Raw genomic sequence first — 24,305 nt, forward strand, 5'->3', positions numbered from 1 at the left:
CCCCGTGCGCTGTCCACCGGTCGGTGGGCCGCCGTCCCACCGACCGGGCACGGCCCGACCCGGTCGCGAGCGTAAGGTGGAAGGCTGCGCACCACACTCGTTCGACAGGAGCTTCCATGACCAGCACCCTCCCGGCGGCCACCTCCGGCGCGTCGTCCGAGGCCCGGCCGAGCACCCTCGCCGAGGGCGACTACAAGGTGGCGGATCTGTCGCTCGCCGCGTTCGGGCGCAAGGAGATCCGGCTCGCCGAGCACGAGATGCCCGGCCTGATGGCGATCCGTCGTGAGTTCGCCGAGGCCCAGCCGCTCGCCGGCGCGCGCATCACCGGCTCGCTGCACATGACCATCCAGACCGCCGTCCTGATCGAGACCCTGGTCGCGCTCGGCGCGCAGGTCCGCTGGGCGTCCTGCAACATCTTCTCCACCCAGGACCACGCGGCCGCCGCGATCGTGGTCGGCCCGGAGGGCACCCCGGAGGCGCCCGCCGGTGTCCCGGTCTACGCCTGGAAGGGCGAGACCCTCGAGGAGTACTGGTGGTGCACCGAGCAGGTGCTGAACTGGCCGGACGGCCAGGGCCCCAACATGATCCTCGACGACGGCGGTGACGCCACCCTGCTGGTGCACAAGGGCGCCGAGTTCGAGCAGGCCGGGGTGGTCCCGCCGGTCGAGTCCGCCGACTCCGAGGAGTACGCGGTCATCCTCCAGCTGCTGCACCGCTCGCTCGCCGAGGACGGGCAGCGCTGGACCCGGATCGCGGCCGGCATCAAGGGCGTGACCGAGGAGACCACCACCGGCGTGCACCGGCTCTACGAGATGCACCGCGCCGGCACCCTGCTCTTCCCGGCGATCAACGTCAACGACTCGGTGACGAAGAGCAAGTTCGACAACAAGTACGGCTGCCGGCACTCGCTGATCGACGGCATCAACCGCGCCACCGATGTGCTGATCGGCGGCAAGATGGCGGTCGTGCTCGGCTACGGCGACGTGGGCAAGGGCTGCGCCGAGTCGCTGCGCGGCCAGGGGGCCCGGGTCGTGGTGACCGAGGTCGACCCGATCTGCGCGCTCCAGGCGGCGATGGACGGCTACCAGGTCGCCACCCTGGACGACGTGGTCGAGCAGGCGGACATCTTCATCACCGCCACCGGCTGCTTCGACGTCATCACCAACGAGCACATGGCCCGGATGAAGCACCAGGCCATCGTCGGCAACATCGGCCACTTCGACAACGAGATCGACATGGCCGGCCTGGCCAAGCGCTCGGACGTCACCCGGGAGAACATCAAGCCGCAGGTCGACGTGTGGCGCTTCGAGGACGGCCACGCGATCATCGTGCTCTCCGAGGGCCGCCTGCTGAACCTGGGCAACGCGACCGGGCACCCGAGCTTCGTGATGTCGAACTCGTTCGCCAACCAGACCATCGCCCAGATCGAGCTGTACACCAAGACCGAGGAGTACCCGGTCGGCGTGTACGTGCTCCCCAAGCACCTGGACGAGAAGGTCGCCCGGCTGCACCTGGACGCCCTGGGCGCCAAGCTGACCACCCTCAGCAAGGAGCAGGCCGCCTACCTGGGCGTGGCCCAGGAGGGCCCGTTCAAGCCGGAGCACTACCGCTACTGAGTTCCACGCCCGGAGGGGACCGGGGTCGCACCGTCCGCGGTGCGTCCCGGTCCCTTTCGCGTACGCGGGCAGCCGGTGCCCCCGGCGCTGCGCGCCGGCTCCCGGGCGGGACGGGCCGGACGGCCCTGGTGACCGTCGCCACCGGCGCGGAAAGCTGAGCCGACCGGGGGGTGTCCGGCTGCCGACGATCCGGGTGACGTTGTCATGAACGACTTGACGTCGGCCCCGGATCAGGAGCAAGGTATGGCTGCCCTAAGTAAACTGAGGCGTGCCTAACCAACGACGGAGTGCCCGATGTTCGCCACGTACCTGATCGGCCTGCGAGAGGGCCTGGAAGCGACCCTGGTGGTCAGCATCCTGGTCGCCTTCCTCGTGAAGTCGCAGCGGCGCGACCGGCTGCCGCAGGTCTGGGCCGGTGTCGGTCTGGCCGTGCTGCTCTCCGTCGTCTTCGGTTGGCTGATCAACTACACCTCCACCTCGCTGCTCGCCCGCTCCGAGGACCGCGAGCTGTTCGAGGCGATCACCTCGGTGGCCGCCGTCGTCTTCGTCACCTGGATGATCTTCTGGATGCGCACGGCCGCCCGGACGATCGCCGGTGAGCTGCGCGGCAAGCTCACCGAGGCGCTCGCGGTCGGCTCCCTCGCGGTGGCCGGCATGGCCTTCCTCGCGGTGATCCGGGAGGGCCTGGAGACCGCGCTGATCTTCTACTCCGCCGCGCAGAGCGCGGCCGGCGGCGCCGGCCGCGGCCCGCTGCTCGCGCTGGCCGGTGGCATCGTCACCGCGGTGGTGATCGGCTTCCTGCTCTACCGCAGCGCGCTGAAGATCAACCTGAGCAAGTTCTTCACCTGGACCGGGGCGCTGCTGATCCTGGTGGCCGCCGGCATCCTCAAGTACGGCGTGCACGACTTCCAGGAGGCCGGCGTGCTGCCCGGCCTGAACAACCACGCCTTCGACATCACCTCGGTGCTCGACCCGAACACCTGGTACGCGGCCCTGCTCGCCGGGATGTTCAACATCACCGCCAACCCGACGGTGCTGGAGACGATCGCCTGGGTGGCGTACGCGGTGCCGGTCCTGCTGCTCTTCCTGCGCAAGCCGGCCGGACCGGCGAAGCCGGCTGCCGGTGGCAAGCCCGCCGCCGCGCAGCCCGCCGCCGCCCAGCCCGCCCCGGCGGTGGCGCCCGCGCCGGAGCCGGCCGCCGGGGCCACGCCCGCCGCCGAGAAGTCCGAGCCCGTCCCGCCGGCCGCCGCCGAGGCCCCGGCCACCGCGCCGCAGCGCGCCTGACCCGCCTTCCGAGGAGACACCGCACCGATGCGTACCACCCGATTCGTCGTGCCCGCCGCCGCCGGGCTGCTCGCCGTGACCGGCCTGACCGGCTGCGCCGGCGGGGACGACAAGCAGGACGCGAACGCCGCCGGAGCGATCACGGTCAAGGCCACCGACAGCGCCTGCGAGGTCGGCGCCACCGACGTGCCGGCCGGTCAGGTCACCTTCAAGGTCACCAACTCCGGCGCCAAGGTCAACGAGTTCTACGTCTACGCCGCCGGTGACCGGGTGATGGGCGAGGTGGAGAACATCGCCCCCGGCCTGAGCCGGGAGCTGCGTGTCGAACTGCCCGCCGGGACGTACGAGACGGCCTGCAAGCCGGGCATGAGCGGCCGGGGCATCCGGGGCGCGCTGAAGGTCAGCGGCACCGCCGCGAGCGTGGCGCCGGACGCCGCGCTGAGCCAGGCCACCGCCAGCTACCAGCGCTACGTGCAGAGCCAGACCGCCGCCCTGCTGACCAGGACCGAGGAGTTCGTCGCCGCGGTCAAGGCCAACGACGTGGCGAAGGCCAAGGCGCTCTACCCGGTGGCCCGCACCTACTGGGAGCGGATCGAGCCGGTGGCGGAGAGCTTCGGTGACCTCGACCCGAAGATCGACGGTCGCGAGGAGGTCGTCGAGGACGGCATGCAGTTCACCGGCTTCCACCGGATCGAGAAGGACCTCTGGACCACCGGCGACGTCAGCAAGGACGGCGCGATCGCCGACCAGCTGCTCACCGACGTGAAGGCGATCGTCGCCAAGGCGAACGCCGAGAAGCTCACCCCGCTCCAGCTCGCCAACGGCGCCAAGGCACTGCTCGACGAGGTCGCCAGCGGCAAGATCACCGGCGAGGAGGAGCGTTACTCGCACACCGACCTCTGGGACTTCAACGCCAACCTGGAGGGCTCGAAGGCGGCCATCGCCGCGCTGCGTCCCGCCCTGGAGCAGCGCGCGCCCGAGCTGGTCAAGCAGCTCGACACCGAGTTCGCCAACGTCGAGGCCACCCTGGGCAAGCACCGCGCCGGGGACGGCTGGAAGCTGCACAACCAGCTCGGCAAGACCGAGCTGAAGGAACTGTCCGACAGCATCAACGCGCTGGCCGAGCCGATCAGCAAGGTCGCCGCGGTCGTCGCGCGATGACCACCCGGTCCCCAGGAGGCGACGGGATGAGCGAGCAGCGGGCCGGGATGTCCCGGCGGCGGGCGATCACCCTGGCGGGAGTCGGCGTCGCCGGGGTGGCCGGGGTGGCGGCCGGGACCACCGCCCTGGTCCGCGGCGCCGACCACGCCTCGGCCGGCGAGGTGGTCGCCGGATCGGTGCCGTTCCACGGCGAGCACCAGGCCGGCATCACCACTCCGGCCCAGGACCGGCTGCACTTCGTCGCCTTCGACGTGATCACCAAGGACCGCGCCAAGCTGGTCGCGATGCTCCAGGAGTGGACCGCCGCGGCGGCCCGGATGACCGCCGGCAAGGACGCCGGTCTGATCGGCGCGGTCGACGGCGTGCCGGAGGCCCCGCCGGACGACACCGGCGAGGCGCTCGGGCTGCCCCCGTCGCAGCTCACCCTCACCGTCGGCTTCGGCCCGACGCTGTTCCGCGACGCCCAGGGCAAGGACCGCTTCGGCATCGCCGACAAGCGTCCCGCCGCGCTGGCCGACCTGCCGCACTTCGCCGGGGACGCGCTGCGCCCGGAGATCTCCGGCGGCGACATCTGCGTCCAGGCATGTGCCAACGACCCGCAGGTCGCGGTGCACGCCATCCGCAACCTGGCCCGGATCGGCATGGGCGTGGTCAGCGTCCGCTGGTCGCAGCTCGGCTTCGGGCGTACCTCGTCGACCTCCCGGGACCAGGCCACCCCGCGCAACCTGTTCGGCTTCAAGGACGGCACCGCCAACCTCAAGGCCGAGGACGCCGGCCTGCTCCGGGAGCAGCTCTGGGCCCAGCCGGGCGACGGCGCGGACTGGATGACCGGCGGGTCGTACCTGGTGTCCCGCAAGATCCGGATGCTGATCGAGACCTGGGACCGCAGCCCGCTGGCCGAGCAGGAGATGATCGTCGGCCGGACCAAGGGCAGTGGCGCGCCGCTGGGCCGCAAGGCGGAGTTCGACGAGCCGGACTTCGCCGCCAGGGCCGACGACGGGCAGCCGGTGATCGCCGAGACCGCGCACGTCCGGCTCGCCCACCCGAGCATGAACAACGGCGCGCACCTGCTGCGCCGGGGCTACAACTTCGTGGACGGGTCGGACGGGCTGGGCCGGCTCGACGCCGGGCTCTTCTTCATCGCGTACCAGCGGGACCCGCGCAAGCAGTTCGTGCCGATCCAGACCCGGCTGGCCCGCAACGACGCGATGAACGAGTACCTGCGGCACGTCTCCAGCGCGATCTTCGCCTGCCCGCCCGGGGTCCGCGACGCGGCCGACTGGTGGGGCCGCACCCTCTTCTCCTGACCGTCAGCGCTCGCCGCGCGCTCCGTCCTGCCGTGATCGCGCTGGGACCGGGATGTAGTGGCTTCGCCGTCGTTCCGCGGCCACGACCTCCAGGATCGAGCACGATCTCGGCGGCTGCGGCAGCCTCGTCGGCAGGGGGTCGGGGCGTCGGGTCAGCGCTCGCCGTCGAGCGGGGCGGGCTGTCCGCGTACCGGAGCGGGTGGGGTGGGCACGGCGGAGCGCAACGCGGGCGCGGCCGGGACCGGCGCGGCGGCCCCCGGCGGCGGCGCGGCGGTGACCGGCGCGGGGGCCAGCTCCGGCCAGAGGGCGGTGGTGACACCCCGTCGCTGCCCCAGCCGGTGGGCGGAGCGGCGGTTCCGCTCCGCCAGCACGGCGACCAGGTACGCCGGCTCGGGCAGCACCCACGGCGGCGGTGGCGAGGTACGCGCGGCCACCTCGGCCCACAGCGCCCGCCCCAGCGCGCTGCGGTCCGGCTCGACGAACTGGTGGCACCGGCCGAGGTACTGCCGGACGGCCAACGTGAGCCCGTCGTCCAGCCGGGTCAGGTCCAGGCTCGGCGCCCAGCCGAACAGCGGCGGCGCGACCGGCGGCAGCGGCCGGAACACCCCGGTGCCCCGGGTGTGCACCACCAGCGTGCCGGCGGCCAGGTCGCCCAGCCGCCGGCCGCGCGGGTCGCTCAGCATCACCGTCACGCTCGCCGCCCAGCTCAGCAGCGGCAGCACCAGGCCCGGCCACTCCACCGCGACACCCACCAGCGCCCGGGTCAGGGACTGGCCCACGCCCACCGGACCGCCGTCGGCGCGGACCACCCGCAGCCCCACGGCGAGCTTGCCCAGCGTCCGGCCCCCGACGAAGCGTTCCGTCACCACCGGGTAGCCGACCAGCACGACGATCACCATGAGCGTCTGCGCCGCCCCGGCCAGGGCCGCGTCCTCCGGCAGCAGCAGCAGGAGCAGCAGCGAGAGCACGGCCGCCAGCACCAGCTGCGCCATCAGGTCGATCAGCAGGGCGAGCACCCGGGAGCCGAGGCGGGCCGCCCGGACGTCCAACTCGACCGCCTCGCCGCTGACCAGACCGGCGTCGGCCCACCTCGACGGAGGGGGAGGTTGCGCGCGCACGCCCACAGTGAACACCATTAGCGCCGAACGGGGGTGCACCGGTGGATCTCGACGCGTACGTGGCCGAGCACGGCGCCGAATGGCGGCGGCTGGAACAACTGACCGGCCGGCGCGGACTGGACGCGGCGGAGGTCGACGAGCTGGTGGCGCTCTACCAACGCGCCGCCACCCATCTCTCCGTGCTGCGCAGCCGCACACCCGACCCGGTCCTGGTCAACCGGCTGTCGCACCTGGTGCTCGGGGCGCGGGCCCGGATCACCGGCCGGCCCCGGCCGTCCTGGGCCGCGGTCCGCCGGTTCGTGCTGGCCGACCTGCCGGCCGCCCTCTACCGGGCCTGGCCGTGGTGGTGCGCGGTCGCCACCGGGTTCAGCCTGCTCAGCGGCTTCCTGATGTGGTTCGTGGCCGGCCACCCGGAGACCGCCGCCGCCTTCATCGGCAAGGACGCCGCCGAGGACCTCGTCGACTCCGGCTTCGCCGGCTACTACACCGAGTACGCGGCACCGACCTTCGCCTTCCACCTCTGGACGCACAACGCCTGGCTGGCCGCGCAGTGCCTCGCCTCCGGGGTGCTGGTGGTGCCGGTGTTCTGGCTGCTGTGGCAGAACGCGCTGAACGTCGGGGTGGTCGGCGGCGTGATGATCTCGTACGGTCGGGCCGACGTCTTCTTCGGCCTGATCACCCCGCACGGGCTGCTGGAACTCACCGGGATCTTCGTGGCGGCCGGGGTCGGGCTGCGGACCGCCTGGGCGTGGATCGCGCCGCCGGCCCACCTGAGTCGCGGTCGGGCGGTCGCCGAGGCGGGCCGCTCCGCGATCGTGGTCGCCGCCGGTCTGGTCGGGCTCTTCGCGGTCTCCGCGCTGCTGGAGGCCTTCGTGACCCCCGCGCCGGTGCCGGCCGGGGTCCGGATCGCCGTCGGCGCCACGGCCTGGCTCGCCTTCCTCGGGTACGCCCTCCTCCTCGGCCGCCACGCCGCCCGCACCGCCACCCCGGACCGGGCCGCTGATTCACGGAAAGAGTCGTGATGGGACTCCGGATAACCACTCTTTCCGTGAATGAGCGGGGAAGTGCGGGTCAGAGGCGACCCTGGGCCTTGAGGCGGAGGTAGGTGTCGGCGAGGGTGGGGGCGAGGTGGTGGGCGGGGGCGTCGACCACCGTGACGCCGTGGCGGGACAGGGCGGCGCGGACGCGGTCCCGTTCGGCCAGGGCGCGCCAGGCCGCGGCGGTGGCGTAGGCGTCGTCCGGGGAGCTCGGCGCGGTGGTGGTGAGCCGGGACAGCACCGGGTCGTGGGTCGCGGCGATCACCACCCGGTGCCGGGCCGCCAGCCGGGGCAGCACCGGCAGCAGCCCCTCGCCCAGTGCCCCCGCCTCCAGGGCGGTGAAGAGCACCACCAGGCTGCGCTGCCGCTCGCGGCGCAGCACCTCAGCGGCGATCAGCTCGAAGTCGGTCTCCACCAGCGCCGGCTGGAGCGGGGCGACCGCGTCCACCAACCGGGCCAGCAACGCCGGCCGGTTGCCGCCGGTCACCCGGGCCCGCACGGCGGTGTCGGCGGCGAACAGGTCGACCCGGTCACCGGCCCGGGCGGCCAGCGCGGTCAACAGCAACGCGGCGTCGATCGCGGTGTCCAGCCGGGGTTCGTCGCCGACCCGGACCGCCGAGGTGCGCCCGGTGTCCAGGACGCAGACCAGCCGCCGGTCCCGTTCCGGCCGCCAGGTGCGCACCAGCACGTCGGCGCGGCGGGCGCTGGCCCGCCAGTCGATCGAGCGCACGTCGTCGCCGATCACGTACTCGCGCAGGGTGTCGAACTCGGTGCCCTGGCCGCGCCCCCGGGTCACCTGGACGCCGTCGACGACCCGCAGTTTCGCCAGCTTCTCGGGCAGGTGTCGGCGGGAGTCGAAGCGGGGCAGCACGCGCAGCGTCCACGGTGGCGCGGCCGGGCTTCCGGCGCGTTGCCGGAAGGCCAGTCGCAGCGGCCCCAGGGAGCGCACGGTCAGCGCCGCCGCCGGCCGGTCCCCGCGCCGGGTGGGGGTGAGCCGGACCGGCAGGGTGGCCACCCCGCCCGGCTGCACGGTGAGCACCGTCGCCGGCGGCACGTCGGGTCGGGCCCCCGCCGAGGGCACCCAGGCGTCGCGGACCTGGGCGCGCAGGGTCCGGCGGGTGGGGTTGGCCAGCCGGAGGGTGACCGTGGCGGTGCCGCCCAGCCGTACCGCCCGGTCGCCGGATCTGGTGGCGGTGACGGTGTGCAGCGGGGCGGCGAGCGCCCAGTCGACGGCGACCAGCAGCAGCACCGCGACGGTCATCACGGCGACGCCGAGGAACGGCGCGGGCCAGAGCGGCAGGGTGGCCGCGCCGGCGGCGAGCAGCACCGCCGCCCGCCAGATCATCGCGGGGTCGGCACGGTGGCCAGCACCGCGTCCAGCACCGCGTCGACGGTCATCCCCTCCAGCTCCACCTCGGGGCGCAGCCGCAGCCGGTGCCGCAGGGTGGGTCGGGCGACGGCCTTCACGTCGTCGGGGGTGACGTGGTCCCGTCCGGCCAGCCAGGACCACGCCTTGGCGGTGGCCAGCAGCCCGGTGGCGCCCCGGGGTGAGGCGCCCAGCTCCAGCGCGGGGGCGACCCGGGTGGCCCGGCACAGGTCCACGATGTAGCCGAGCACCGGCTCGGCGACGTGCACGGCGCGTACCGCCTCCCGGGCGGCGGCCAGGTCGGCCGCAGTGGCCACCGGGCGGACCCCGACGGCCCGCAGGTCGCGCGGGTCGAAGCCGGCGTGGTGCGCGCGCAGCACCCCGAGCTCCTCGTCCCGGCTGGGCAGCGGCACGGTCAGCTTGAGCAGGAACCGGTCGAGTTGCGCCTCCGGCAGCGGGTAGGTGCCCTCGTACTCGATCGGGTTCTGGGTGGCGGCGACGATGAACGGCTCCGGCAGCGGGCGGCGCTCGCCCTCGACGGAGACCTGCCGTTCCTCCATCACCTCCAGCAGCGCCGACTGGGTCTTCGGCGGGGTCCGGTTGATCTCGTCGGCGAGGAGCAGGTTGGTGAAGACCGGCCCCTCGCGGAAGGTGAACGCGGCGGTGTGCGGGTCGAAGACCAGCGAGCCGGTGACGTCACCGGGCATCAGGTCGGGGGTGAACTGCACCCGCTTCGACTCCAGGTCCAGGGCGGTGGCCACGGTCCGCACGAGCAGGGTCTTGGCCACCCCGGGTACGCCCTCCAGCAGCACGTGCCCCCGGCAGAGCAGCGCGATCACCAGGCCGGTGACCACGGCGTCCTGCCCGACGACGGCCTTGGCCACCTCGGCCCGCAGCCGGTGCAGGGCGGCACGGGCGTCGGGCTGTGCGACGGCCGGCGCGATGACGGGTCCGGTCACCGGGGATCTCCTTCGGTCGGGTGGACGACGGTACGGGTCAGGGCGTCCAGGCCGCGGGCGAGCTCCAGCAGCTCCTGGTCGGTGGTCGGCTCGTCGCCGTGCAGCAGCCGCGCCACCTGCGCGGTGTCGAGGCCGGTCTGCCCGGCCACCCGTTCGGCCACCTCGGCGGGCGGGGCGTCGGTCGGCAGGTGCAGCCGGGGCAGCATCTGGGCCAGCGCGGCGGCGCGCAGCGTCTCGGCGGCCGGCCCGCGCGCCCCGGCCCGGCGGTAGAGCCGGGCCCGGCCGAGCACCGTCTCGGCGGAGCGGACGGTCACCGGCAACGGTTCCGGTACGGGCGGACCGAGCCGACGGGCCCGCCAGAGCACCGCCAGCAGCCCGGCCAGGGCGAGCTGGACCAGCAGCGCCCAGAACCAGGCCGGAAAGGCGTCCCAGAGCGGGTTCTGCCACGGCGGGGCGTCCGCCCGGTCGTCGGTGGACCGGTTGTCGCGCCCCCGTCCGTCGCCCCGGACGTACGTCGGGTCGGGTTCGGCGGAGGTGACCGTCGGCGCGGGGTCCGGGCCGGGCAGGTCGAGCCAGACGACGCGGGGCCGGACGCCGAGCAGGCCGGTCGCCAGCGCCCGGTTGCCCCACTCGTCGATCCGGTCGTTGCGGAACGGGTCGCTGGCCCCGATCACCACCACGTCGGTGCCGCCCGGCACCCGGACCAGCCCGCCGGCGTAGCAGCGGTCCGCCCGTTCGCCGGCGCGGACCGCGTAGCGCTCCCGGTCGCCGGCGGCCCGGCCGGCGCGCCGCGCCTCCGCCAGCGGGCACGGCCGGCCGTCGGCCCCGGGCGCGGTGACCCGGGTGGCCCAGCGGCTGCCCGCGGGGGCCACCGGCAGGTCCAGGCCGGCCAGCACCCGGCGGGGCGGCTCGACCAGCACCAGCCGGCTGCCGGCGGGCAGGGCGGCCAGGGCGGCGACCGTGCGCGGGTGGACCAGCCCCGGGGCCGGTACGAAGAGGGTGGTCGGGTCCGGCCCGGCGGCCGCCAGCGCCCGCCGGACGTCGGTCTCCCGGCGCACGCTCACCCCCTGCTCGCGCAGCGCGGCGGCGAGCCGGCTGCCGCCGTCGGCGTCGGCGTCGGTGGCGACCGGGGAGAGGAAGCCGGGGTCCTCCGGATCGGGCCGGTCCACGGCCTGGAAGACCAGCGTGGCGACGATCAGCAGCACGGCCAGCCCGAGCGGGACGAGCAGCCGGTACCGGCGTCGCCGGGGCGGGGTCGCAGGCGGCGTGTCCGGTCCGGCCGGGGCCGGCGGTCGGAGCGGGCCGGTGGTGGCGGCGGTCATCGGTGCTCACCGTCCGGGTCCAGGGCGCGGTGCAGGTCGGTGGCGAGGTCGCGCATCCGCCGGTCGTGAGCCGCGGTGGCCGGGCGCTGCGCGTACCAGAGGTCGGAGAAGATCGTGCCGGCTTCGTGCAGGGCGGTGCGGGTCGCCGGACGTACCCGGGCCGCCGCGTCGGTCAGCTCGGTGACGGTCATGCCCGCGCGGGGCTCCACCACCTGCCGACGGACCAGCTCGTGGACCATGTCGCGGAGCCGCTCGCGGACCGCTTCGGCGTACCGGCCCTCGGCGGCGAGCCGGTCGGCGCGGCCGGCGGGGGACGCCTCACCGGTGCGGGGGGCGGGCACCAGTGGTGACCGGGTGGCCGGCGGGGGCGCGGGCCGGCGGCGCAGCCTCGGCCGTCGCCAGCGGGGAAGCCGCAGCCGGGGCAGCCGCCAGTGGGGGAGCCGCAGCCTCGGCAGTCGCCGGCTCGGCAGCCGGCGGGGCACCCAGGCCGGGAAGAAGTACCAGGCCAGCGCCGCCAGCAGGGCGAGCAGCAGGAGCAGGAGGGCGGCCAGGGGCAGCGGTACGACGTCGCCGAGCGCCGCGACCGTCTCGGTCCACCAACGGCTCACCGGCGGACCGCCAGCAGGACCGCCTCGCCGGCGTCGGCGGGGCAGCGGGACAGCCGGATGTCCAGCCCTTCGGTGCGCATCCGGGTCTCCAGGTGCAGCACCGCGTCGAGGCAGGCCAGCGCGGGGTAGGCGAGCGCGTTCACCCCGGCCCAGGCGGCCGTGGCGATCGGCACCGCCACCAGCCGGACGTCGAAGAGGCCGAGCAGGCCCAGGCCGTACCAGACGCCGAGCCCGAGCCCGACCCGGATCACCCACCAGCCGAGGTAGCCGAGCAGCCGGAGCCCGAAGAACCGGCCGCCCCGGGCTGCCAGTCCCAGCGCCCGTCCGGGTACCCGGTGCGCGGGCACCCGGTCCACCACCAGCACCGGTACCATCGCGCCGAGCAGCCCGTACGCGAGCAACCAGGCCGGTCCGGCCAGCGCGGCCAGGCCGACGGCGAGCCCGACCCCGGCGGCGAGCAGCAGGGTCGCCGGCCACCGGGCCGCGCGCAGCAGCTCCCGGGGAGCGACCCGGCGGCCCAGCAGCGCCGCCCCCGCTCCCCGCGCGGCCGGGTTGCCCAGCAGCGCGACGATCGCCGCCTCGGTGCCCGCGCCGACCGCGAGCAGCAGCCAGAGCAGGCCGAGCCGGTCGTCGTCGTGGGGGAACCAGGCCGGCGGCCGGGCGTCGGCCAGCACGCGCAGCGGATGCAGCAGCAGTTGTTCGCCGAGGGCGAGCAGGACGCCGAGCGGGACGAGCACCCGGGCCTGGCCGCGCAGCAGCAGGACGGCCGCGTCGAGCAGTTCGCCCACCGTCAGGGGGCGGCGCGGCAGCACGGCGGTCGGGCCGACGTCGGGCACGCGTACTCCTGGCGGGGCGTTCGGTGGTGGCGGGCGACGGCGCACCCGAGGGATCATGGTTGCACGCCCCGGTCCGTTCCGGCTGACCCGCGGGCCGTGGCGCGCCACGCCCGGGTGTCCCGGGCGGCAGCTGTGGTGCGGGGCGGCCCGTCGCAGTACGGTGCCGTGGTGACGCCGAACCCTCCGATGCGAACGGGGATGGAACGATAAACCCCATGAGAGCCCGGGTACTGGTGGTCGACGACGACCCCGCGCTCGCCGAGATGCTCGGCATCGTCCTGCGCAGTGAGGGGTTCGTGCCCTCCTTCGTGGCGGACGGGGAGCGGGCGCTGGCCGCGTTCCGTGACAGCCGGCCCGACATCGTGCTGCTCGACCTGATGCTGCCCGGAATGAGCGGTATCGACGTGGCGCGGGCGATCCGCGCCGAATCGGGCGTGCCGATCGTGATGCTGACCGCCAAGAGCGACACCGTCGACGTGGTGCTGGGGCTGGAGTCGGGCGCCGACGACTACGTGGTCAAGCCGTTCAAGCCCAAGGAACTGGTGGCCCGGATGCGGGCCCGGCTGCGCCGGGGCGAGGACGTCGCGCCCGAGCTGCTCACCATCGGTCCGCCCGGCAACCAGATCACCATCGACGTGCCGGCGCACACGGTCAGCCGGGACGGCGAGGAGGTGAAGCTGACCCCGCTGGAGTTCGACCTGCTGGTCGCGCTCGCCCGCAAGCCGCGTCAGGTGTTCACCCGTGAGGTGCTGCTGGAGCAGGTCTGGGGCTACCGGCACGCCGCCGACACCCGCCTGGTCAACGTGCACGTGCAGCGGCTGCGCGCCAAGATCGAGCCCGATCCGGAGCGGCCGGAGATCATCCTGACCGTGCGGGGCGTGGGCTACAAGGCGGGCACCGGATAGCCTGGTCAGCACTGTGGTGACCGCCCCGATCCCCGACTCGCCGACGCCCCGCTGGCAGCGTGCCGCGCGGGCGTTCCGGCGCGCCCTGGCCGGCCGTGCGGCACGCCTCGCCATGGGTGCCCACCAGGCCTGGCGGCGCTCGCTCCAGCTCCGGGTGGTGACCATCACGTTGGTGGCGTCCAGCCTGCTGGTGGGCGGCTTCGCGTACCTGATCGCCGACAAGATCACCAACATCCTGGTGGAGAACGCCCGCACCGACGTGCTGCTGCGGCTGCGCAACGGCAGCGACTACGCCTCGAAGCAGTTCCAGCCGTACAGCCAGCCGCAGGAGGCCCAGTTCCAGGACACCATCGACGGCACGGTCAGCTACCTGGCCGGCGGTGACCCCGCGCAGACCAGCGGCGTGGTGGTGGCGATCATCGGGGACAGCACCAACGGCGTCATCAAGCCGCGTACCTCGCCGGACGTGGCGGTGGGCCCGCTGATCGGCCGGGAGCTGCGGGCCACCGTCGCCGGCGGCAAGATCGCCCACCAGATCCGCACCGGCACGCTCGGCGGCACCCGCACCAAGTACCTGGTCTACGGCTCGCCGGTGCCGACCCGGTTCGGGCAGGTGGAGCTCTACTACCTCGTGCCGCTGGCCCGGCAGGACGCCACCGCGGCCGACGCCCGGGCCACCGTGGTCGCCACCGGCGTCGCCCTGGTGCTCCTGCTCGGCCTGCTCGCCGCGCTGGTCACCCGGCTGGTGGTCACCCCGGTCCGGGTGGCCGCCCGGACCGCCCAGCGGCTCTCCGCCGGCCTGCTCGACCAGCGGATGGTGGTCAACGGCGAGGACGACCTCGCCCTGCTCGCCGCCTCGTTCAACCAGATGGCGACCAATCTGCAACGGCAGATCCTGCGGCTGGAGGAGATGTCCCGGTTGCAGCGCCGGTTCACCTCCGACGTCTCGCACGAGCTGCGTACGCCGCTGACCACGGTCCGGATGGCCGCCGACCTGATCTTCGCCGAGCGCGACGAGTTCGACCCGGCCGTGGCGCGCAGCGCCGAACTGCTCCAGGCCGAGCTGGACCGGTTCGAGGAACTGCTCACCGACCTGCTGGAGATCAGTCGCTTCGACGCCGGCTTCGCGGTGCTCGACGCCGAGCCGACCGACCTGGTGCCGGTGGTGCACCGGGTGACCGAGCGCCTGGCCGGGCTCGCCGAGCGGGTCGGCGTGACCATCGAGCTGGACCTGCCGGACGATCCGGTGATCGCCGAGGTGGATCCGCGCCGCGTCGAGCGGGTGCTGCGCAACCTGGTCGGCAACGCGGTCGAGCACGGTGAGGGCAGGCCGGTGCTGATCACGCTGGGGGCGGACCAGAGCGCGGTGGCGATCACGGTGCGGGACCACGGCGTGGGGCTGAAGCCGGGCGAGGAGAAGCTGGTCTTCAACCGGTTCTGGCGGGCCGACCCGTCCCGGGCCCGGCAGACCGGCGGGACCGGGCTGGGCCTGTCGATCAGCCTGGAGGACGCCCGGCTGCACGGTGGCTGGCTGGAGGCCTGGGGCGCGCCCGGCCAGGGGGCCCAGTTCCGGCTGACCCTGCCGGCCCGGGCCGGCGACCGGCTGACCACCTCGCCGCTGCGGCTGGTGCCGGCCGACGCCACGCTGCCCTTCGGTGGGCCCCGCGCCGGCGGGCTGCTCGCCATCGGGCCGGGCAGCGACGCCGGGGTGCTGGCCGTCGGGCCGGCCGGCGACGGCGACCGGGCGGAGGTCGGCTCGTGAGGCGGCGACTGCTGGCGCTGCTGCTGGGCGGTCTGATGATCCCTGCCGGGGTGGCCGGCTGCGGCATCCCGCGCGAGACCGAGGTCCAGGTGGACGGCGCGGGGCCGGCGGCCGAGCCGGGGTCGCAGAACGGCAGCGGCGCCCGGCCGCCGAGCCCCACCGACACCAGCGAGCCCGGCCAGTTCGTCCGGAACTACCTGGAGGCCGCCGCCGCCGGGGAACGCGATCAGGCGTACGCCCGGGTGAAGGCGTTCATCGCCCCCGACAAGCGGGACGCGGTGCTGCGGGAACGGCCGCAGAGCAGCGAGATCGAGATGACCGTGGTGCGGCTGCGCGAGCTGCCCGAGGTGACCCCGCCCAACAACGACCGCACCAGCAAGGTCACGGTGAAGGTGCAGCAGGTCGGGGTGCTCCGCTCCGACGGCACGCTGGCGCCCCCGGTGGCGACCGACACCACGTACGTCTTCGAGCTGCGGCCGGTCCGCGACGGCCGCCCCGAGCTGCTGATCTACGGGCTGCCGAACGTGCTGCTGGTCACCGACCAGGCGGTGCGCCGCTACTACGGCGCGCACACCATCTACTTCTGGAACTCCGACGGCACCCGACTGGTGCCGGACCAGCGCTACCTGCCCTCCTCGGTGCCCGCCCAGCGGCGGATCACCGAGGTGGTGAAGTGGCTGACCACCGGGCCGCCGGACTGGCTGGCCGGGGGCGTCAGCAAGCTGCCCGACGGCACCCAGGTGATCAACAATGCCACCGGGTCGGACGGGCGCTGGGAGGTCAACCTCAGCATGACCAGCGCCAACGACGACAAGCTGGCCCGGCTCGCCACCCAGCTCGCCTGGTCGCTGCCGCCCGAGGTGACCGGCCGCCTCGACCTGAAGATCCAGAACCAGAAGCGGCTCACCGTCGACCTGAAGCAGGAGCGGGACAAGCCGGCGTACCCGGCCGGGGGGAGTCCGCTGCGGTTCAGCGTCTACGACGGCGTGGTCCGACCGCTCGCCTTCGTGGGCGAACCGATCGGCTCGGTCCCGATCGAGGCGGCGAAGAACCGCAACGTCGTGTCGGCCGCGCTCAGCCGTTCCGGTGACCAGGTGCTGGCCGCGCTCGTGGTCACCCGGCCGGACCGCACCCAGGCGCTGCGGGTCGGCTCCGGGCCGGACCCGGTCACCGTCTTCAACGACAGCGCCCGACCGTACGCGGCCATCGGGCGTCCCACCTGGATCCGCTCGCTCGACCCGGACCATCCGGCCGGCCTGGTGGCCGCCGACGGCCGGCTCTACCGGTTCGACGTGCGGGCCGGCATGGTCGCGGTGTCGTTGAACCCCGCCGGCCGGGTCACCGCGGTCGCCGGTTCCCTGGAGGGGCACCGGATCGCCCTGGTCATCGGCGGTGTCCTGTACGTCGCGTCGGTGAGCGTGGAAGGCGGCGTGGTCACCCTCGGGCAGCCGCGCCGGCTGACCACCGGCCTGACCGACATCACCGCCGTCGACTGGATCGCCGAGAACGAGCTGGTCTTCGCGGGCAACGACGCCGACCGCCGGCCGGCGATCTTCCAGGTCACCGTCGACGGCGCGCAGGAGACCGCGCTGAAGCGGGACATCGGCGCGGCGGTGACCCAGCTCTCCGGCTACCCGGGCGGCGCGGTCGGCGCCCTGTCGTCCTTCTCCTTCATGTACGAGGCGAACCGGGCCGCCTACTGGAACCAGTTCGACATCATCAAGCGGGAGCAGGTGCAGGGCGCGCCCACTCCGGGCAGCGGCGGCAAGGCGGTCAACCCGACCGCGCCCTTCTTCTACTACTGAGGTGCCGGTGCGGGACCTGGGCGGGCTCTGGTCGGACCTGACCGACCTGGTGCTGCCGGCCGACTGCGCCGGGTGCGCGGCGCGGCAACCGGGCCTGCGGCAGGGCTTCTGCCCCCGCTGCGCCGCCGAACTGGAGGCGCTGCGCCCGGCCCCGGCCCGCCCCGAACCGGCCCCGGCCGGCCTGCCGCCCTGCGTGGCCCTCGGCCCGTACGCGGGGCCGCTGCGTGAGGGGCTGCTGGCATACAAGGAACGGGGTCGGCACGGGCTGGCCCGGCCGTTGGGCGCGCTGCTGGCGGAGGTGGTCGCGGCGGCGGTCGGCGGGACCGGGCCGGTCACCCTGGTGCCGGTGCCGGACACCGCGCGGGCCGCGCGGGCCCGCTACGGCGACCACCTGGACCGGTTGACCCGGCACGCGGCGGCCCGGCTGCGCGCGGCCGGCTGGTCGGTGCACGTGCGGCACCCGCTTCGGGCGATGCCCCGGCCGGACTCGGTCGCGCTGGACAGCGCCGGGCGGGCCGCGGCGGCCGAGGCCGCGTTCCGGTTGCGCCGATCCGGCAGCGCGTCGGCCGCCGGTCCGGTGGTGCTGCTCGACGACATCCTCACCACCGGGGCGACGCTGTCGGCGGTGAGCCGGATCTTGCACGCGGCGGGAATGACGCCAAACGCCGCGGCGGTGCTCGCGGCAACGCAAAAGCGACGCCTCCGGTGACGCTTCGTGATTCCTTTTCACCCCATGGTGTATGAGCTGTTAAATTTCCCGGCCCTTCTCGACAACCAGGGGTGACGACCGGCCGTACAGGAGTTAGCGTTTTCGTGTCGGGGGTAGGAGGTCATTCCCAGCCGCTCCCGGCGCTGGAAGGAGGCGTAGCCGTATACGACCGGTCGACGCCGAGCGGGGCTCTCCCCGGGCGCGTCGACCGGATGATCCGGACCGAACGACCGTCCGAACAAGGGAGGTCACGTGGACATCGTGGTCAAGGGCCGTAACGTCGAAGTGCCGGACCATTACCGGGTGCACGTAGCCGAGAAACTCGCAAAGATCGAACGCTACGACCACAAGCTCATTCGCGTGGACGTCGAGTTGTTCCACGAGCGCAATCCGCGCCAGGCCGATCACTGCCAGCGGGTGGAAATCACCTGCGTGACGCGCGGCCCGGTGATCCGGGCCGAGGCCTGCACGAATGATTTCTACAGCGCGCTGGACGCGGCGATAGCCAAGCTGGACACCCGGTTCCGCCGGGCGGCCGACCGTCGCCGGGTGCACCGGGGCCGGCACGCGCCGGTCTCCGTCGCCGCCGCCACCGCCGGACTGCCGGTGGCCGACCTCGACGGGCCCGGGTTGACGGGGCTGGACGGCGCCGGCACGGCCACCGCGGTCGCCGAACGGCCCGACGACGAGTACGCCGTCGAGCAGCACGACGACCAGCCCTGGCACATCGCGCGGGCGAAGGTGCACCCGGCCGAGCCGATGACCGTCGACGACGCGCTGTTCCAGATGGAGCTGGTCGGCCACGACTTCTACCTGTTCCAGGACAAGGAGTCCGGCCGACCGAGCGTCGTCTACCGCCGGCACGCCTACGACTACGGGATCATCTCGCTCGACACCTGAGTGCCCCTGACCACCCCTGACGCGACCGGCCGGGAGCCGTGGCGGACCACCGCCACGGCTCCCGCCCTTGCTCGGTCGACCGCCACGGCTCCCGGCCTTCTGCGGTCAACCGTGCCGGGGGTCGGTGGCGAGCAGGCCGTAGAGCAGCGAGTCGACCCGGGCGCCGTCGACGTCGGGGAGCCGGCCGCGCAGCAGCCCCTCCCGCCGGAAGCCGACCTTCTCCAGCACCCGCTGCGAGCCGACGTTCTCCGGCCGGGTGCCGGCCCAGAGCCGGGCCAGCCCGATCCCGAAGGCCCAGTCGGCGACCAGCGCCACCGCGCGGGTGGCCAGGCCACGACCGCGCGCCTCGGGCAGCATGCTGTAGCCCACCATGCCCTGCCCGGTGCCCGGCTCGTCGTACACCAGCATGCAGCCACCCGCCGGTGCCCCGGTCGCCGCGTCCAGCACGAGGAAGTCGGCGGAGGCGCCGCTCAGCCAGCGGCTCTCCGCGAGGTCACAGCGCCTGGCCAGCGCCGCCCGGCTCGGTGGTACCGGCGGCACCCGGTTCGCCACCACCTCGGGCAGCGTGTGCAGCCGGTGCAGGGTGTCCGTGTCGGCCGGCCCGACCCGGCGCAGGGTCACCACGCCGTCGGTGAGCCGGCCGTCCGGCAGGTCGGGCAGCAGGCGCGGGGTCGGTCCGGGCGGGTCGTCGGCGAGGCGGGCCCAGGCGATCAGGTCGTACCGGCCGCCGTCGCGGGCGGTGCCGGCGGCCCGGCGTACCCCCTCGTGCCGGAAGCCGGCGCCGAGCGCCACCCGCTGGCTGGCCCCGTTGTCCGGGGCGGTGAGCAGCTCCAGCCGGGCGGTCCCGGCGGCGAGGGCCCGCGCGGCCAGCACCCGGGCGGCGGCCGTGGCGACTCCCCGGCCACGGCCCCACGGCGCGAGCCAGTAGCCCAGCTCCAACTGCCGCCGTTCCGGCAGCGGGTTGCCCAGGCCGATCCCGCCGAGCACCCGGTCGGTCGCCGGGTCCGCGATCGCGTACGCCACCCCGCCGCCGGCCCAGGCCGCCGGCGCGCCCTCGGTGATCCACCAGTGGGCGGTCCGCTCGGTGTACGGGTCGGGGAAGCCGGTCATGAACCGCCGGATCAGCGGATCGGTGCAGCCGGCCACGACGTCCGCGAGATCGTCCGGTCGGAACAGTCGCAGCCGTACCCCGTCCGCCTCGATCGGCTCCGGGATCACGCCTGGTCCTCGGGGAGCAGCGCGCCCACCCAGACGTCCTGCCGCCGGCCCCGGTGCTGGATCCCGGCGCGCGCCGTCCCCTCGACGACGAAGCCGGCCTTCTCCGCCGCCCGGCGGGAGGCGGTGTTGCCGACGTTGGCCCGCCACTCGATCCGGGCCAGCCCCAGCGTGGCGAACCCCCAGGCGCTGAGCGCGCCGAGCGCGGCCGGCAGGTAGCCCCTGCCCCGGGCCGCCGGCGCGGTCATGAAACCGACGTCGGCGACGAGCGGGTCGGCGGGGGAGATCCGCAGGTCGACGGAGCCGACCCAGCGGTCCTCGTCGTCGGCGACGGCCCAGATCGCGCCGCTGCCCCGGGCCCAGGCCGCCGGCCCGACGTCGTGCAGGTAGCTGACGGCGTCCGCCCGCTGGTACGGGTGGGGGACGCTGGTCCAGCGGACGGTCTCCTCGTCGCGGCAGGTCGCCACGATCGCGTCGAGGTCGCGCTCCTCCATCGGCCGCAGCCGCAGCTCGGTGCCGGCCGCGTCGGCGAAGAGCACCGGCTGTGGCCGGCCGAAGACGGCGGCCCGGCGGGCCTCCAGGGTCTCCGGGCCGTACCGGACCGGCTCGCCGGGGGCGGCCAGCTCGTGCGGCAGGAGCGAGCCGACCCAGCCCTCCGGCCGGCCGCCGACGTGCGGGTCGGCCAGCCGCAGCTCGCCGGAGACCCGGAAGCCGGCCCGCAGGGCGACCAGCCGGGAGGCGTGGTTGCCGATCTCCGCCTGCCAGATCAGCCGGCGCAGCTTGAGCGCGTCGAACGCCCAGCGGGCGACCGCTCGGGTGGCCCGGACGGCGACGCCCCGCCCCCGCGCCCAGGGGGCGGTCCAGTAACCCACCTCGCCCGAGTCGAGACCCCGGTCGATCGCGACCAGGCCGCAGGAGGCCAGCAGTTCCCCGGTGGCGGCGTCGCAGACCGCGAAGGGCGCGCCGGCGCCGGTCGTCCACGCCCGGCTGCTGATGTCGGTGACGAAGCCGCGGGCGTGCTCGGGCAGATACGGGCGAGGTACGGTGGTCCAGCGCTGGATGTCCGGATCCTGGCAGGCGCGGTGCACCGCGTCGGCGTCCCCGGCCCGCCAGGGTCGCAGCAGCAGGCCGTCCTCGGTGATCTCCACGGGCTCCATCGGGCCATCGTGCCGGATCGTTCGCGTTGGGCGTAACCGGATAAGGCCCTGCCAGCGCCCGCCCGGGGTGTTATGTCGGTTTCCTCGCCCCGGACCACCGCCACCAGTGACCATCGCCGCAGTGGAACGCCTACGATGGTTCGAGACTGTCTAGGGGAGCGTTGATCCGTGTCGATTCTGGAAAAGGTCCTTCGCGCGGGCGAGGGCCGCATGCTGCGTCGGCTGAAGGCGATCGCGGCCGCCGTCAACTCGATCGAGGACGACTACGTCAACCTCAGCGACGACGAGCTGCGCGCCATGACCGACCAGTTCAAGGAGCGGCTCGCCGACGGGGAGACCCTCGACGACCTGCTGCCCGAGGCGTTCGCGGTGTGCCGGGAGGCCGCCTCGCGGGTGCTCGGCCAGCGGCCCTACGACGTCCAGGTGATGGGCGGCGCGGCGCTGCACTTCGGCAACATCGCCGAGATGAAGACCGGTGAGGGCAAGACCCTGACCTCCGTCATGCCGGTCTACCTGAACGCGCTCGCCGGCAAGGGCGTGCACGTGGTCACGGTGAACGACTACCTGGCCGAGCGCGACGCCGCCTGGATGGGCCGGGTGCACGACTTCCTCGGCCTCACCGTCGGCGTGGTGCTGCCCAACCGCCCCGCCAACGAGCACCGCGCGGCGTACGAGTGCGACATCACCTACGGCACGAACAACGAGTTCGGCTTCGACTACCTGCGCGACAACATGGCCTGGTCGCGGGACGAGCTGGTCCAGCGCGGCCACTTCTTCGCCGTGGTCGACGAGGTCGACTCGATCCTCATCGACGAGGCCCGCACCCCGCTGATCATCTCCGGCCCGGCCGAGCACTCCGCCCGCTGGTACCAGGAGTTCGCCGCCGTCGTCGCCCGCCTCCAGCCCGGCACCGACGGGGAGGGCGACTACGAGGTCGACCACGCCAAGCGGACCATCGCGGTCACCGAGCGGGGCGTCGCCCGGGTCGAGGACCGGCTCGGCATCGACAACCTCTACGAGTCGGTCAACACCCCGCTGGTCGGCTACCTGAACAACGCCATCAAGGCCAAGGAGCTCTACAAGCGCGACAAGGACTACATCGTCAGCGACGGTGAGGTCCTGATCGTCGACGAGTTCACCGGCCGCATCCTGCACGGCCGTCGCTACAACGAGGGCATGCACCAGGCGATCGAGGCCAAGGAGGGGGTGGAGATCAAGCAGGAGAACCAGACCCTGGCCACCATCACCCTCCAGAACTACTTCCGCCTCTACGACAAGCTCTCCGGCATGACCGGTACCGCCCAGACCGAGGCGGGCGAGTTCAACAAGGTCTACAAGGTCGGCGTCGTGACCATCCCGACGCACCGGCCGATGGTCCGCCTCGACCGGGCCGACGTGATCTACAAGACCGAGAAGGCCAAGTTCAACGCGGTCATCGAGGACATCGCCGAGCGGCACGAGCAGGGCCAGCCGGTGCTGGTCGGCACGGTCTCGGTGGAGAACTCCGAGATCCTGTCCCAGCTGCTGCGTCGCCGCGGCATCCCGCACTCGGTGCTGAACGCGAAGTTCCACGCCAAGGAAGCGGAGATCGTCGCCCAGGCCGGCCGCAAGGGCGCGGTCACCGTCGCCACCAACATGGCCGGCCGGGGCACCGACATCCTGCTCGGCGGCAACGCCGAGTTCCTCGCCGCCAACGAGCTGCGCCAGCGCGGGCTCGACCCGGTCGAGCAGCCGGAGGAGTACGCCAAGGCGATGGAGGAGGTCCTGCCGACCTGGAAGCAGGCCTGCGACGCCGAGGCCGAGGAGGTGGCCGCGGCCGGTGGCCTCTACGTGCTGGGCACCGAGCGGCACGAGTCCCGCCGGATCGACAACCAGCTGCGCGGTCGCGCCGGCCGGCAGGGTGACCCGGGCGAGTCGCGCTTCTACCTGTCGCTGCAGGACGAGCTGATGAAGCGGTTCCGGGCCGGTGCGGTCGAGGCGGTGATGGACCGCTTCAACATCCCGGAGGACGTGCCGATCGAGTCGAAGATGGTCACCCGCCAGATCAAGAGCGCGCAGGCCCAGATCGAGGGCCAGAACGCCGAGATCCGCAAGAACGTCCTGAAGTACGACGAGGTGCTCAACAAGCAGCGCCAGGTGATCTACGCCGAGCGCCTCCGGGTGCTCAACGGCGAGGACCTCTCCGAGCAGGTCCGCAACATGATCGACGACGTGGTGACCGCGTACGTCGTCGGTGCCACCAGCGACGGCTACGCCGAGGACTGGGACCTCGAGCAGCTCTGGTCCAACCTCAAGCAGCTCTACCCGGTGGGCGTCACCATCGACGAGCTGGAGGAGGAGGTCGGCTCCCGGGCCGGCATCGACCAGGACTTCCTGCTCGCCCGCCTCAAGGAGGACGCGCACGCCCGGTACGACGGGCGTGAGGAGACCCTCGGCGAGGAGGCGGTACGCCAGCTCGAGCGGATGGTGCTGCTCCAGGTCATCGACCGCAAGTGGCGTGAGCACCTCTACGAGATGGACTACCTCCAGGAGGGCATCAGCCTGCGGGCGTACGCCCAGCGCGACCCGGTCATCGAGTACCAGCGCGAGGGCTTCGACATGTTCGCCACCATGATGGACGGCATCAAGGAGGAGACGGTCGGCTTCCTCTACAACCTCGAGGTGCAGGTCCAGGAGCCCGAGCCGGAGGCCGAGGAGGTGCAGCTGCTGGAGAAGCCGGTCGAGATCCACGCCAAGGGCCTCAACCGTGCCCCGCAGCAGCAGGGCCTGCAGTACTCGGCGCCCGCCGTCGACGGCGAGGCCGGCCGGGGCGCGCCGGTGATCGAGCGTCCCGAGGAGGAGGCGCCGGCCCTCGGCCTGGGTGGCGCGACGACGCCGGAGCGGCCCGCCGGGTCGGCCCCGCGTCGCCCGGTCGCCGGGATGAGCGGTCAGGCCATCGCGGCCAGCACCGCCCGCCGGGCGGCCCCGGGCCAGGTCGACGCCGGCGAGGGCCCGTCCCGCAACGCGCCCTGCCCGTGCGGCTCCGGCCGCAAGTACAAGCGGTGCCACGGCTCGCCCAACGGCGGCGGCAACTGACCTGCCCGCCCTGATCGACTGACGGGCCCCGGCCACCCGGCCGGGGCCCGTCCCCGTTCCCGTCGTCACCCACCCCAGGCCCCCGCCCCCACCCGTGCTCCACCCCACCCCCACCCGGTCGCGTTGATCATGAAGTTAGCGGCGAAGTGGATCTCCTCCATTG

Annotated in this window: 19 protein-coding genes; 11 read left to right on the forward strand and 8 right to left on the reverse strand. The window is 73.9% G+C overall.

Going from position 1 to position 24,305, the window contains the following annotated elements; all coding sequences use genetic code 11:
- Nucleotides 1–116: 116 nt before the first annotated feature.
- The 4 genes from ahcY (at nt 117) to efeB (ending at nt 5,368) form a co-directional block, all read left to right on the forward strand.
- The gene (ahcY, locus tag GA0070611_RS27450) at nt 117–1,616 is read left to right on the forward strand and encodes an adenosylhomocysteinase (RefSeq protein WP_091670701.1); all 1,500 of its coding nucleotides are present in this window, start codon (nt 117–119) and stop codon (nt 1,614–1,616) included.
- A gap of 294 nt (nt 1,617–1,910) precedes the next feature.
- The gene (efeU, locus tag GA0070611_RS27455; protein WP_091670705.1) at nt 1,911–2,900 is read left to right on the forward strand and encodes an iron uptake transporter permease EfeU; all 990 of its coding nucleotides are present in this window, start codon (nt 1,911–1,913) and stop codon (nt 2,898–2,900) included.
- Between the two features lie 27 nt (nt 2,901–2,927).
- Nucleotides 2,928–4,061, forward strand: a complete 1,134-nt coding sequence (gene efeO, locus GA0070611_RS27460; protein WP_091670708.1) for an iron uptake system protein EfeO — start codon at nt 2,928–2,930, stop codon at nt 4,059–4,061.
- Nucleotides 4,062–4,087: 26 nt separating this feature from the next.
- Nucleotides 4,088–5,368, forward strand: a complete 1,281-nt coding sequence (efeB, locus tag GA0070611_RS27465; protein ID WP_091670712.1) for an iron uptake transporter deferrochelatase/peroxidase subunit — start codon at nt 4,088–4,090, stop codon at nt 5,366–5,368.
- A gap of 152 nt (nt 5,369–5,520) precedes the next feature.
- On the opposite strand, the gene GA0070611_RS27470 is transcribed toward efeB, so the two are convergent.
- Complete coding sequence (locus GA0070611_RS27470) at nt 5,521–6,486, reverse strand: RDD family protein (protein WP_231921238.1); 966 nt, start codon at nt 6,484–6,486, stop codon at nt 5,521–5,523.
- Nucleotides 6,487–6,527: 41 nt separating this feature from the next.
- Here GA0070611_RS27470 and GA0070611_RS27475 point away from each other — a divergent pair, with 41 nt between their 5' ends.
- The gene (locus tag GA0070611_RS27475) at nt 6,528–7,508 is read left to right on the forward strand and encodes a stage II sporulation protein M (RefSeq protein ID WP_091670719.1); all 981 of its coding nucleotides are present in this window, start codon (nt 6,528–6,530) and stop codon (nt 7,506–7,508) included.
- Nucleotides 7,509–7,557: 49 nt separating this feature from the next.
- Here the strand turns inward: GA0070611_RS27475 and GA0070611_RS27480 are convergent, their stop codons facing one another.
- From GA0070611_RS27480 to GA0070611_RS27500, 5 genes are read right to left on the reverse strand one after another with little or no spacing between them, the layout of a single operon-like run.
- Entirely contained in the window at nt 7,558–8,868 is a 1,311-nt protein-coding gene (locus GA0070611_RS27480; protein ID WP_091670722.1) for a DUF58 domain-containing protein, read from the reverse strand.
- Nucleotides 8,865–9,848, reverse strand: coding sequence for an AAA family ATPase (locus GA0070611_RS27485; protein WP_231921239.1), 984 nt, complete (start codon nt 9,846–9,848; stop codon nt 8,865–8,867). Before GA0070611_RS27485 ends, GA0070611_RS27480 begins: the two co-directional genes overlap by 4 nt.
- On the reverse strand, nt 9,845–11,170 hold the full coding sequence (locus tag GA0070611_RS27490; protein WP_231921240.1) for a DUF4350 domain-containing protein: 1,326 nt from the start codon (nt 11,168–11,170) through the stop codon (nt 9,845–9,847). Before GA0070611_RS27490 ends, GA0070611_RS27485 begins: the two co-directional genes overlap by 4 nt.
- Nucleotides 11,167–11,778: a DUF4129 domain-containing protein gene (locus GA0070611_RS27495; RefSeq protein WP_091670725.1), complete on the reverse strand. Its 612-nt coding sequence runs from the start codon at nt 11,776–11,778 to the stop codon at nt 11,167–11,169. The genes GA0070611_RS27490 and GA0070611_RS27495 overlap by 4 nt, the downstream gene beginning before the upstream one ends.
- Nucleotides 11,775–12,614: a hypothetical protein gene (locus GA0070611_RS27500; RefSeq protein WP_091670728.1), complete on the reverse strand. Its 840-nt coding sequence runs from the start codon at nt 12,612–12,614 to the stop codon at nt 11,775–11,777. Before GA0070611_RS27500 ends, GA0070611_RS27495 begins: the two co-directional genes overlap by 4 nt.
- A gap of 215 nt (nt 12,615–12,829) precedes the next feature.
- Here GA0070611_RS27500 and mtrA point away from each other — a divergent pair, with 215 nt between their 5' ends.
- From mtrA to hpf, 5 genes are all read left to right on the forward strand, one after another.
- Complete coding sequence (mtrA, locus tag GA0070611_RS27505) at nt 12,830–13,519, forward strand: MtrAB system response regulator MtrA (RefSeq protein ID WP_091670731.1); 690 nt, start codon at nt 12,830–12,832, stop codon at nt 13,517–13,519.
- A 112-nt stretch (nt 13,520–13,631) separates the two neighbouring features.
- Entirely contained in the window at nt 13,632–15,281 is a 1,650-nt protein-coding gene (mtrB, locus tag GA0070611_RS27510; RefSeq protein ID WP_407940458.1) for an MtrAB system histidine kinase MtrB, read from the forward strand.
- Nucleotides 15,278–17,086, forward strand: a complete 1,809-nt coding sequence (locus GA0070611_RS27515) for an LpqB family beta-propeller domain-containing protein (protein ID WP_091670737.1) — start codon at nt 15,278–15,280, stop codon at nt 17,084–17,086. Before mtrB ends, GA0070611_RS27515 begins: the two co-directional genes overlap by 4 nt.
- 7 nt (nt 17,087–17,093) lie before the next feature.
- Complete coding sequence (locus GA0070611_RS27520) at nt 17,094–17,795, forward strand: ComF family protein (protein ID WP_091673519.1); 702 nt, start codon at nt 17,094–17,096, stop codon at nt 17,793–17,795.
- Between the two features lie 252 nt (nt 17,796–18,047).
- The gene (gene hpf, locus GA0070611_RS27525) at nt 18,048–18,695 is read left to right on the forward strand and encodes a ribosome hibernation-promoting factor, HPF/YfiA family (RefSeq protein ID WP_091670747.1); all 648 of its coding nucleotides are present in this window, start codon (nt 18,048–18,050) and stop codon (nt 18,693–18,695) included.
- A gap of 105 nt (nt 18,696–18,800) precedes the next feature.
- Here hpf and GA0070611_RS27530 read toward each other — a convergent pair whose 3' ends face one another.
- Together GA0070611_RS27530 and GA0070611_RS27535 are read right to left on the reverse strand one after the other, a co-directional pair.
- Nucleotides 18,801–19,913, reverse strand: a complete 1,113-nt coding sequence (locus tag GA0070611_RS27530; protein WP_091670752.1) for a GNAT family N-acetyltransferase — start codon at nt 19,911–19,913, stop codon at nt 18,801–18,803.
- Nucleotides 19,910–21,067 carry a GNAT family N-acetyltransferase gene (locus GA0070611_RS27535; protein WP_091670756.1) on the reverse strand — a complete coding sequence of 386 codons (1,158 nt, stop codon included), beginning with the start codon at nt 21,065–21,067 and terminating at the stop codon, nt 19,910–19,912. The genes GA0070611_RS27530 and GA0070611_RS27535 overlap by 4 nt, the downstream gene beginning before the upstream one ends.
- Before the next feature lie 168 nt (nt 21,068–21,235).
- Between GA0070611_RS27535 and secA the strand changes: the two genes are divergently transcribed.
- The gene (gene secA, locus GA0070611_RS27540; protein WP_091670761.1) at nt 21,236–24,142 is read left to right on the forward strand and encodes a preprotein translocase subunit SecA; all 2,907 of its coding nucleotides are present in this window, start codon (nt 21,236–21,238) and stop codon (nt 24,140–24,142) included.
- Nucleotides 24,143–24,305: the final 163 nt, after the last annotated feature.

Origin of the sequence: Micromonospora auratinigra (assembly GCF_900089595.1) — a bacterium.
Lineage (GTDB): Bacteria > Actinomycetota > Actinomycetes > Mycobacteriales > Micromonosporaceae > Micromonospora > Micromonospora auratinigra.

What these genes read in the sequence shown, in the direction of transcription:
- GA0070611_RS27480 (WP_091670722.1), bottom strand. Translation starts at nt 8,868, where the DNA reads ATGATCTGGCGGGCGGCGGTGCTGCTCGCCGCCGGCGCGGCCACCCTG.
- mtrA (WP_091670731.1), top strand. Translation starts at nt 12,830, where the DNA reads ATGAGAGCCCGGGTACTGGTGGTCGACGACGACCCCGCGCTCGCCGAG.
- GA0070611_RS27535 (WP_091670756.1), bottom strand. Translation starts at nt 21,067, where the DNA reads ATGGAGCCCGTGGAGATCACCGAGGACGGCCTGCTGCTGCGACCCTGG.
- ahcY (WP_091670701.1), top strand. Translation starts at nt 117, where the DNA reads ATGACCAGCACCCTCCCGGCGGCCACCTCCGGCGCGTCGTCCGAGGCC.
- efeU (WP_091670705.1), top strand. Translation starts at nt 1,911, where the DNA reads ATGTTCGCCACGTACCTGATCGGCCTGCGAGAGGGCCTGGAAGCGACC.
- GA0070611_RS27490 (WP_231921240.1), bottom strand. Translation starts at nt 11,170, where the DNA reads ATGACCGCCGCCACCACCGGCCCGCTCCGACCGCCGGCCCCGGCCGGA.
- mtrB (WP_407940458.1), top strand. Translation starts at nt 13,632, where the DNA reads ATGGGTGCCCACCAGGCCTGGCGGCGCTCGCTCCAGCTCCGGGTGGTG.
- efeO (WP_091670708.1), top strand. Translation starts at nt 2,928, where the DNA reads ATGCGTACCACCCGATTCGTCGTGCCCGCCGCCGCCGGGCTGCTCGCC.
- efeB (WP_091670712.1), top strand. Translation starts at nt 4,088, where the DNA reads ATGAGCGAGCAGCGGGCCGGGATGTCCCGGCGGCGGGCGATCACCCTG.